This window comes from Atribacterota bacterium (assembly GCA_028717805.1).
In the GTDB taxonomy this organism is placed as follows: domain Bacteria; phylum Atribacterota; class Phoenicimicrobiia; order Phoenicimicrobiales; family Stramentimicrobiaceae; genus Stramentimicrobium.
Genome location: JAQUNC010000063.1, coordinates 1 through 7,773 on the forward strand (window position 1 = coordinate 1; position 7,773 = coordinate 7,773).

The 7,773-nt window shown below is 33.9% G+C and carries 10 protein-coding genes and 1 riboswitch; of the genes, 8 read left to right on the forward strand and 2 right to left on the reverse strand.

The features are described 5' to 3' along the window. The first annotated feature begins 159 nt into the window (after positions 1-159). The 6 genes from PHD84_10045 to PHD84_10070 all read left to right on the forward strand — a co-directional run bounded on the left by PHD84_10045 (position 160) and on the right by PHD84_10070 (position 3,733). On the forward strand, positions 160-537 hold the full coding sequence (locus PHD84_10045; GenBank protein ID MDD5638134.1) for a transposase: 378 nt from the start codon (positions 160-162) through the stop codon (positions 535-537). Positions 538-667: 130 nt separating this feature from the next. Next, positions 668-1,021, forward strand: coding sequence for a hypothetical protein (locus PHD84_10050; protein MDD5638135.1), 354 nt, complete (start codon positions 668-670; stop codon positions 1,019-1,021). Positions 1,022-1,388: 367 nt separating this feature from the next. Further along, positions 1,389-1,661 carry a type II toxin-antitoxin system HicA family toxin gene (locus PHD84_10055; GenBank protein ID MDD5638136.1) on the forward strand — a complete coding sequence of 91 codons (273 nt, stop codon included), beginning with the start codon at positions 1,389-1,391 and terminating at the stop codon, positions 1,659-1,661. Next, complete coding sequence (locus PHD84_10060; GenBank protein ID MDD5638137.1) at positions 1,658-2,020, forward strand: toxin-antitoxin system HicB family antitoxin; 363 nt, start codon at positions 1,658-1,660, stop codon at positions 2,018-2,020. The genes PHD84_10055 and PHD84_10060 overlap by 4 nt, the downstream gene beginning before the upstream one ends. A gap of 237 nt (positions 2,021-2,257) precedes the next feature. Further along, positions 2,258-2,902, forward strand: coding sequence for a hypothetical protein (locus tag PHD84_10065; GenBank protein ID MDD5638138.1), 645 nt, complete (start codon positions 2,258-2,260; stop codon positions 2,900-2,902). A 3-nt stretch (positions 2,903-2,905) separates the two neighbouring features. Next, positions 2,906-3,733: a nucleotidyl transferase AbiEii/AbiGii toxin family protein gene (locus PHD84_10070; GenBank protein MDD5638139.1), complete on the forward strand. Its 828-nt coding sequence runs from the start codon at positions 2,906-2,908 to the stop codon at positions 3,731-3,733. A gap of 576 nt (positions 3,734-4,309) precedes the next feature. Here PHD84_10070 and PHD84_10075 read toward each other — a convergent pair. Together PHD84_10075 and PHD84_10080 are read right to left on the reverse strand one after the other, a co-directional pair. After that, on the reverse strand, positions 4,310-4,978 hold the full coding sequence (locus tag PHD84_10075; protein MDD5638140.1) for a leucine-rich repeat domain-containing protein: 669 nt from the start codon (positions 4,976-4,978) through the stop codon (positions 4,310-4,312). 86 nt (positions 4,979-5,064) lie between these two features. Continuing rightward, a complete protein-coding gene (locus PHD84_10080; GenBank protein ID MDD5638141.1) occupies positions 5,065-6,636 on the reverse strand; it encodes a transglutaminase domain-containing protein in 1,572 nt (523 codons plus the stop codon). Positions 6,637-6,747: 111 nt separating this feature from the next. Then, positions 6,748-6,835: riboswitch (cyclic di-GMP riboswitch) on the reverse strand. Between the two features lie 469 nt (positions 6,836-7,304). On the opposite strand from PHD84_10080, the gene PHD84_10085 reads away from it, so the two are divergent. After that, complete coding sequence (locus PHD84_10085) at positions 7,305-7,592, forward strand: hypothetical protein (GenBank protein MDD5638142.1); 288 nt, start codon at positions 7,305-7,307, stop codon at positions 7,590-7,592. Then, positions 7,574-7,773: hypothetical protein (locus PHD84_10090; GenBank protein MDD5638143.1), on the forward strand; the 200-nt coding region annotated here is incomplete at its 3' end. The genes PHD84_10085 and PHD84_10090, both read left to right, overlap by 19 nt.

Sequence of the window (7,773 nt, forward strand, 5' to 3'; positions counted from 1 at the left end):
TGGAGGGCAGTCTGGCCGCTTAGGAGGGAATGGACGATCTCCTCTTTCTGTTCTTTGGTGTATTGTCTTTTTTTAAGCCCCATTGCCACTTAACTCCTTTCTCTTCTTTCCTGACTATTTCATTATACCGGAAGTCTTATTTTTTCAGAAATGTGTCCAGTGGTTGGGGTGCAGTCTACCAAACTGGCCAGCCGCTTTCTCGGAGAAATCGGTGATATCAGTCGTTTTCCTTCTGAAAAACAATTAGCCATTTATTGCGGTATCGCTTGTGTTAACAATGCTTCCGGTAAAAGCAATAAGACCAATGCAGTATATAAGGCCAACAGGATTGCCAAACAGGCTTTGGTTATGATGGCCGGCTGCAGTATTAGAGTTAACCCCCAGTGCCGGGATTATTATCTTAAAAAAAGAAAAGAAGGAAAGGCCCATAATCATGCCCTGCGCTGCCTGGCCAGGCAGATGATTAAAGTCATTTACCGAATGCTAACCGAAGACAGAGATTATCAAATAAAAAAAGAAGATTTGCAAGCGGCATAAAAAGTTTAGAGAATATCTTGATTTTTCAGATGGGAAGTTCAGGCTTCACAAGTTCACATTATAGTAAATAATGGTTTTTGCATTTTAACATTTGACATAAAACAAAACTATAATCTAAGAAGGGGTCATTTTGAGTAATACAGAAATAAAAATTGGAGTCATTTGTCCGCTTGATGATGAATACGATGCCTGTACAGAAATACTGGGCTTGCAGAATGAATCAGAATTATCCGGACGGATTATTTCAGAAAGAAAAGAGAACAATATAGAGGTTTATGCAGTTAAGGCAGGAGTGGGTGAAATCAATTGCAGTTCTACTACCCAATTAGTTATTGATAAGTTTAATACTGATTTTGTCATTGATGCCGGTGTTGCCGGTTCTCTAACTAAAGATTTGGATGTTCTTGATATGGTATGTGCTGAACATTCCTATGAATATGATCCATGTTCTGGTAAGGAATTGGGGAAAATACCTTCTGATTAGAATTAGAAAAGATATATAAGTCAAAAATTCAAAATTTTCCAAAAGGCAGTCTTATAAAAAAGAATATTAAGGGACATAATTATTATTACTTGAATTTATAGGTTATATAAAAAACAAGTATTTAAATATATTGGAAAAGCTGTCTGAAAAAGAAGTAAAGATTTGGTAACCAAGATTGAAGAAAGAAGAAAATTTGAAAAATTTTACGACAGGCAAAAAAAGACGTTAAAGAGATTGGGAAAAAAATTAAATGAAAGTTGAAAATAGTAAAATAGCAATCAGATAGACAAGAGCTTCAAATAAAGATACGTTGCATACTGGTATCATATATGGTATCATTAGATTGAAAGAAAGGAATCTACGATAGTTGAGTCAAATAGAGAAGCTGTTTGAAAAATTAAGCAGAAGACCAACCCCGACAGATGTTTTGTATTATGATATTGATAAATTGCTTAGAGCATATAATTTTAAAATAAGACAGCCTTCTAGCGGGAGTAGTCACTATACATATTTGCATCCTGATTTACAGGAGATAGTGACTATAGCAAAACATGGAAACAAAGTTAAAGCAGCTTATGTTAGGATGGCAGTTAGGGCAATTGAAAAGGTGTTGGAGTTACAGGGAGGAGAAAAAGAATGAAAAAAGAACAATCATATCGTATGCGAGTATACCCTATTGATACTGATGCTAATATTACTGAATGGGCAGCTGAATTTCCAGATTTACCCGGATGTGTAGGAGCTGGTGTCACAGTTGAAGAGGCAGTTGTTATGGCTATGGATGCTAAAAAAGCATGGATTGAAACTGCCATAAAAGAAGGAAGAAATATACCAAAACCAAAAAATATTTATGATGAGGATTTTAGCGGTAAATTTACCCTGAGGTTGCCGAAAACTTTACATAAGGAATTGACAATACAGGCAGAAGAGGAAAAGGTAAGCCTAAACCAATATATATTATATTTAATAACCAATGGTTTAAGTAAAACAGAATTATGAAACTCCCCCGCTTTCCTGGACATCTAGATAAGACTATAATAAAACATAATTGGAGGTTTAAGGTCATTACCTGAGGTAAGTAGGGTAACAAGATAAAAAGCTGAAATTGGCTATTGAAAAAGCGTAAAATTGAGTGAGGCTCCGCTAGATAAATGAACTAAAATCTAAATATTTTTTTGTTAAGGTAAATTAAATGGTTGACAAAGTATTTCTGATAATTTACAATAATTGTAAATTATGAGAAATAACAAAAATAGAAGTAAAACTATAATAGAATTAGCAGAGAAACTGCCGGTTTTCACTTTCCATGATTTTTTAGGTGCTGAAGAAAGTGCCTCTTATCTCCGGATGGTTTTGCACCGCTATGAGAAAAGTGGTAAGTTGCTCCGTGTAAAAAAGGGGATTTATACAACTACTGCTTATGTTGAGAAAATGAGAAATCGTGGTGAGATAGAAATATTTACCGATTTTCTAGCCAACTTTTTATATCTGCCTTCCTATCTAAGTTTGGACACAATTCTTTATCGCAATAATATTTTAACCGAAATTCCTGTTAATTTAACTTCTGTTTCTCAGAATAAAACGGCTATGTTTATTAACAAGCTTGGTAATTTTATATACCACACAATTAGACCTTCTCTTTTTTTTGGTTTTGAATTATCTAAGGAGAGCGGTTTTTCTATTATGAGAGCTACCAAAGCCAAGGCTTTGTTTGACTTTTTATATCTGCGTAAAAATGTTTTGCCTAATAAGGAAGCCGTGAGTGAATTGAGACTAAATGTAGAAAACTTAAGTCGAGCTGATATTAAAGAATTAAAAAAATATGTTGCTTTAGAGGATTCCAAAAAGTTAAAAACAATATTAAATTATCTTTTGGATTAAATTATGGAATTAATAAAAGTATTTTTAACTAAATTGATTAAAGATTATTCTTCTGATGATAAGATATTTATCCGGAATTTATTAAAGAATTATTTGCAGATTCTTGTTTTAGATTTTATTTATTCTAATAGGAAATACAGTCAACTGGTTTTTTACGGAGGTTCAAGTCTGGCGCATTGCTATAAAATGCCGCGCCTTTCAGAAGATTTGGATTTTGTAGATTTGAAGAAAGAAATTGAAATTTCCAAATTAGCTAAAGATTTAGAAGTGTACTTTAAGAAAAAGACAGATCTTGCAGTAAAAGTAGCGATTCAGAAATTCCGTATCTATTTAAAATTTCCTTTGTTACGTGAATTGGGATTGGCTGGGAAAAGTGAATCAGACCTGCTTTTTTTAAAAATAGAAATTTTCAATGAATTTGATATTTGTACAGATTATAAGATAGAAACTATTCCTTTATTTAAGTTTAATAGAACAGTATTGATTAAGACTTTTGATTTACCGACTTTAATGGCTACCAAGATCCGCGCTGTTCTGATGAGAAAATGGGAAAAGACCGACAAGTCAGGGAAAACTTTAGCAACAGTTAAAGGAAGGGACTATTATGATTTGCTCTGGTATTTAGAAAAAGGCATAATACCGAATTATAAATGCATTGAAACTATTAATAATAAGGAGCAGCTTAAAGAAAAATTACTTTCAGCAATTACAAAAGTTGATGCTAGAAGTATTCAAATTGACCTTGAATCTCTAATTGATAATCCTGAGTTGGTAAGAAATTTAAGTAAGAATATTAAGGAAATATTAAAAAGGATGATAGAATCTCTTTAATTTGAGGGTTTTAAAATGACAAAAAGAATTATCAAAACCTTAATTTTTGTTGATTGTGAAGAATGCGGTAAGTAGCCAAGCACCGGGAAGCTTACTGAATTCGGTACAGCCGCTTATCCTTCAAGGGCTACTTTTCACGGAGAATTAGTAGAAAAAAAGCCGATGGAAGAAAAGGAAGTTTTTGAAGAATTTTAAAAGTGGGTTCTTAAAGTTCATGATGCAATGGGTAACCTGGAAGCATTTGAGAGATTGTTAAATGGGGAAAGGTAGCAAAATTTATATAGGTCTTGAATTTTATTTTGGGTTTTATTTTTAACAAATAGGCAGAATTATGTTAGATTCAAGTAATTTTTTAATTTTGATTATTTTTGACAATGTAGTCAGAAAATACTACATTTGTAGTTACAAAAGACTACAATTATGGATATATTATCAATTAAAAAATCAAAATTAATAGAAGATCTTCTTGCTTTATATTTTACTAATCCTGATAACAAATATTACCTCGGAAAATTAGAAAGAATATTAACTATTCTGTAGCCTACATCCGTACCTCCTTTTTGTTTGGAATAATAGTTATCCTGCTTTAATCCATGTATCTGAATCAGTAAAAAGATAGGTGCCGGCTTCTTTTCCATGCGAATCATAAAAACTTTTAAACTCCACATATTCAGGCACTAAGGTTGGGAACGTAGCTGCTTTATAATGACCTATGGAATTTGTCTTATAAATATCAACATCTGCCCCGATTGTTATTGATTTTAGCGGATTACCACCAAATACATATTCATCAATAAAATCGATACTTTTAGGAATGGTTACAGATGTTAAGGAATTATTACAAAATGCATAGCTTCCAATGGACATAACACTATCAGGGATAGTTAAAGAATGCAGACAATTAGCAAAAAATGCATAGCTGCCTATAGTCGTGATGGTATCCGGAAAAACAACCGATCTTATCCAAGTGTTAAATCCTGTTTGAAAAGCTTTATGGCCAATATGTTCTACCGGTAAGCCATTAATGGTTGGAGGTATTACAATATCATCACCATGAGGGTTCCAATCACCAGTACCATTGTCATAACCAGTAATCGTTCTGGTTTCTTCATCAAAGTTGAAATGTTCCTCCGGTGTGGGAGATGTGTTGTTGGGTAACAGTAGACCGCAATCACACAGTTGACATCCAGTGGTAACTATGGCAATTAATAAACACAAGAACAGAACGCTTAATACTTTTTTCATATCTTTTCTCCCCTTTTCTTTTTAACAAACAAGAATTTTTTATTATATGCCCTTGTTTTTGTATCTTCTTCTTTTGAACAATTTGTTTATGGGTTTATTTTTTCACACTCTATCGTATAACATTCCAAAAAAACTTCATCAGGAAGGTCTATAGCAGGAATAGAATATTCAGCAGCCGGTACCTGGATAGCCATGGGCAATAAGATTATTCCATGGGCTGCCGGAATCAGAGGTACATCTGTGTCATTTTGGACTACACAGCGCATAGAATCCTGATTACCAAAATAATAATCAATAAAAATTTGCCGTTGTTGATCGGTTAAGTCTTTTGGATAATAAGCAAGCTGGGCAGCAGAGGTATCTACCGGTATCCAGCCATAGTTGGGTAAATAGAATTCTGCCCAAAAGTGACCACTAAATTCATCTTTGAAAAGCTGCCAGCCACCGGTAGTTCTAGCCGGGATACCAAGAGAGCGGCACATGGCAGAAAAATACATAGACTGGGCACCACAATCACCCCGCTGATTTTTATGGACATAATCTGCTTCGGTCAGCGATGACCTGGGCCAGAATATTAAATGCGGCATGAAAGCATAATCCACCTGGGTAACAATATAGTCATAAAGCTTACGGGCAGCAAAATAAGGATTTGTTTCATCACCAACAATAGTCTCAGCCATTTTTCTAATATCTGAAGTTATCTCCGTATTACCATAAGACCTGGTATATTTTTGATAGAGAGCAGACTCTTTGTCATATTCTCCAATATTTTCAGGATCTACCAAAAATCTCTGTTCATAGTGATTAAAGGTAAAACTAGCTTGAATTGCTAAATCTTCGGAAAGTTCTTCCATGGGAATTTCCATATATAATAAACCAATTTCCTCATTGATGCTGGGGGGTTGTTTTACCCATTTGTCTGGTGCTATAGATTCAATGATAACCTGGGTCTGTGGACCGGTATTGATGGGTATCGGTAGCCATAGACGGTAAGTACCTGTTTCGGGTAACTTGTCTCTTGTGATTGTAATAGTATGAATGCCGCGATAAGCAGCTGGTTTTTGATATTGTTGCCAGGGATGAACTGGTTGTTCCAGGGCGATTTTGTTTACTTTGAGTACCAGATTATAATATTCCTGCTCTGTTTCTTCATCTGACTGTATCAGTTCTATGTATCGGAACTTGAGATTTTGTATTCCATCTGAGAAATAATGGTCTTCACCATCCCAGATATAATGTTCTATCTCTTTGCTTTTAATCCAACTTTTGATCTGTTCTGCAGTAGCCTGGGGGAATGTCTGCCGGATTACGTCTTCAAGCTGATCAGAAGTATAAGGATAAACCATCTGGAAAATCAATATTCTTTGCAAGGATTCCCTACACTTATTAGCCAGTTCCAAATTCTCTTCTTCTAATAGGACAGAGAATGCCTGCCCGTAGAGACCTACTGCCTGACTGAAATTGTTCTGTTTTTCCAGTTTAAGGGCCTGCTGATAAAGTTCTTCACCTTGAGTTTGGTTGTTTCCCATGCAGTATGTGGTTAAAAATGTCAAAGTAATGATAACTAATAAAAAAATATTGATTATCTGTTTTCTATAAGTTCTGACAACATTTTTGGCTACTATTGAGCTGTTATTTGCACATTTCCGGTTAGACATATTTTTACTCTCCTTTTAACATTTTTTAAATTATGTAACGCTGATTAATCAGTCAATTTCCTGGTTTAGTTATAAATATCTATTTGCTTATGTATAGATATAAAAAAATAAATCGGCGGTCTGGCAGCCCTGGTCATGATATGACGGTAGGCCCATGACTTTGCGTCCTATCCTTTTGAATAGTTTGCCTTTATCAATTTATTTTAAGTATTATTAAGTTAAATAATAAAATGTTCTATTATATTATTCCCTATAATTGAAGGGTTTAGACATTATTTATGGAAAATATTTATATGTGAATGCAAATTTATTTGTTAAAATAACGAAATCTGTATTTAAAAAATAACCTATGATATATTTAAAATATATATTAATTTAAGTTCTTTTTTGCAAAAATATAAAAATCCCTCAGTTTCTTAGTATACTGAGAGGTTTAATTTATATGTATTTACACTTAAATAAACTTATAAAGGGGTATAATAACTAATCTCAATTTTGGATGCACTGTTACATTATTAGAATAAATAGAGCTATAGCAAGAGACTATACAATTTGGATTTTCAGAGGATGTTGTTAAGTAAAAGATAAAAGGGGTCAAATCTTTATTATTGACAATTTTATTTTTTGATAATGTTTCTTAAGAAAGTATTTATAAATTGGTGGTGGGAATGAATTTTTATTTATTTTCTACAATGAAATATGAAATCCCTGATCCTGTTACTTTAATTGAATGCTTTTGTTGCCAGAGTGATTTTTATTCCAAGTGTGATGTTATTGAAAATCGTAAAATTGAAGAAGTAAATAAGATTGGAGCAAGACCTCCACTGCCAGTACTGGTGGTTCAATTAATCCCGGAGGAAAAGTTGTTGTCATTGAGGGGCAGGACAAAACCTTTACCATCATTCCGGATGAGGGCTATCAAGTATCCGATGTCCTGGTGGACGGCATATCGGTAGGAGCAGTTAATTCTTACACCTTTCCCAGTGTGGGCGACTTTCATGCTATCCAGGCAGACTTTACGATTATAGCTCCCAGGGTGGTCAACACCGATACTGGGATTGAGTATAATAGCATACAGAAAGCAATAGATGATGCCTTAAGTGGGCAGACACTTGTAGCTTATCCGGCAATTTATAA

Bases quoted from the DNA above. Each gene is read 5' to 3' on its own strand.
- PHD84_10060 (MDD5638137.1), top strand. From the start codon at position 1,658: ATGAAAAAAGAACAATCATATCGTATGCGAGTATACCCTATTGATACT.
- PHD84_10065 (MDD5638138.1), top strand. From the start codon at position 2,258: ATGAGAAATAACAAAAATAGAAGTAAAACTATAATAGAATTAGCAGAG.
- PHD84_10070 (MDD5638139.1), top strand. From the start codon at position 2,906: ATGGAATTAATAAAAGTATTTTTAACTAAATTGATTAAAGATTATTCT.
- PHD84_10075 (MDD5638140.1), bottom strand. From the start codon at position 4,978: ATGAAAAAAGTATTAAGCGTTCTGTTCTTGTGTTTATTAATTGCCATA.
- PHD84_10080 (MDD5638141.1), bottom strand. From the start codon at position 6,636: ATGTCTAACCGGAAATGTGCAAATAACAGCTCAATAGTAGCCAAAAAT.
- PHD84_10085 (MDD5638142.1), top strand. From the start codon at position 7,305: ATGAATTTTTATTTATTTTCTACAATGAAATATGAAATCCCTGATCCT.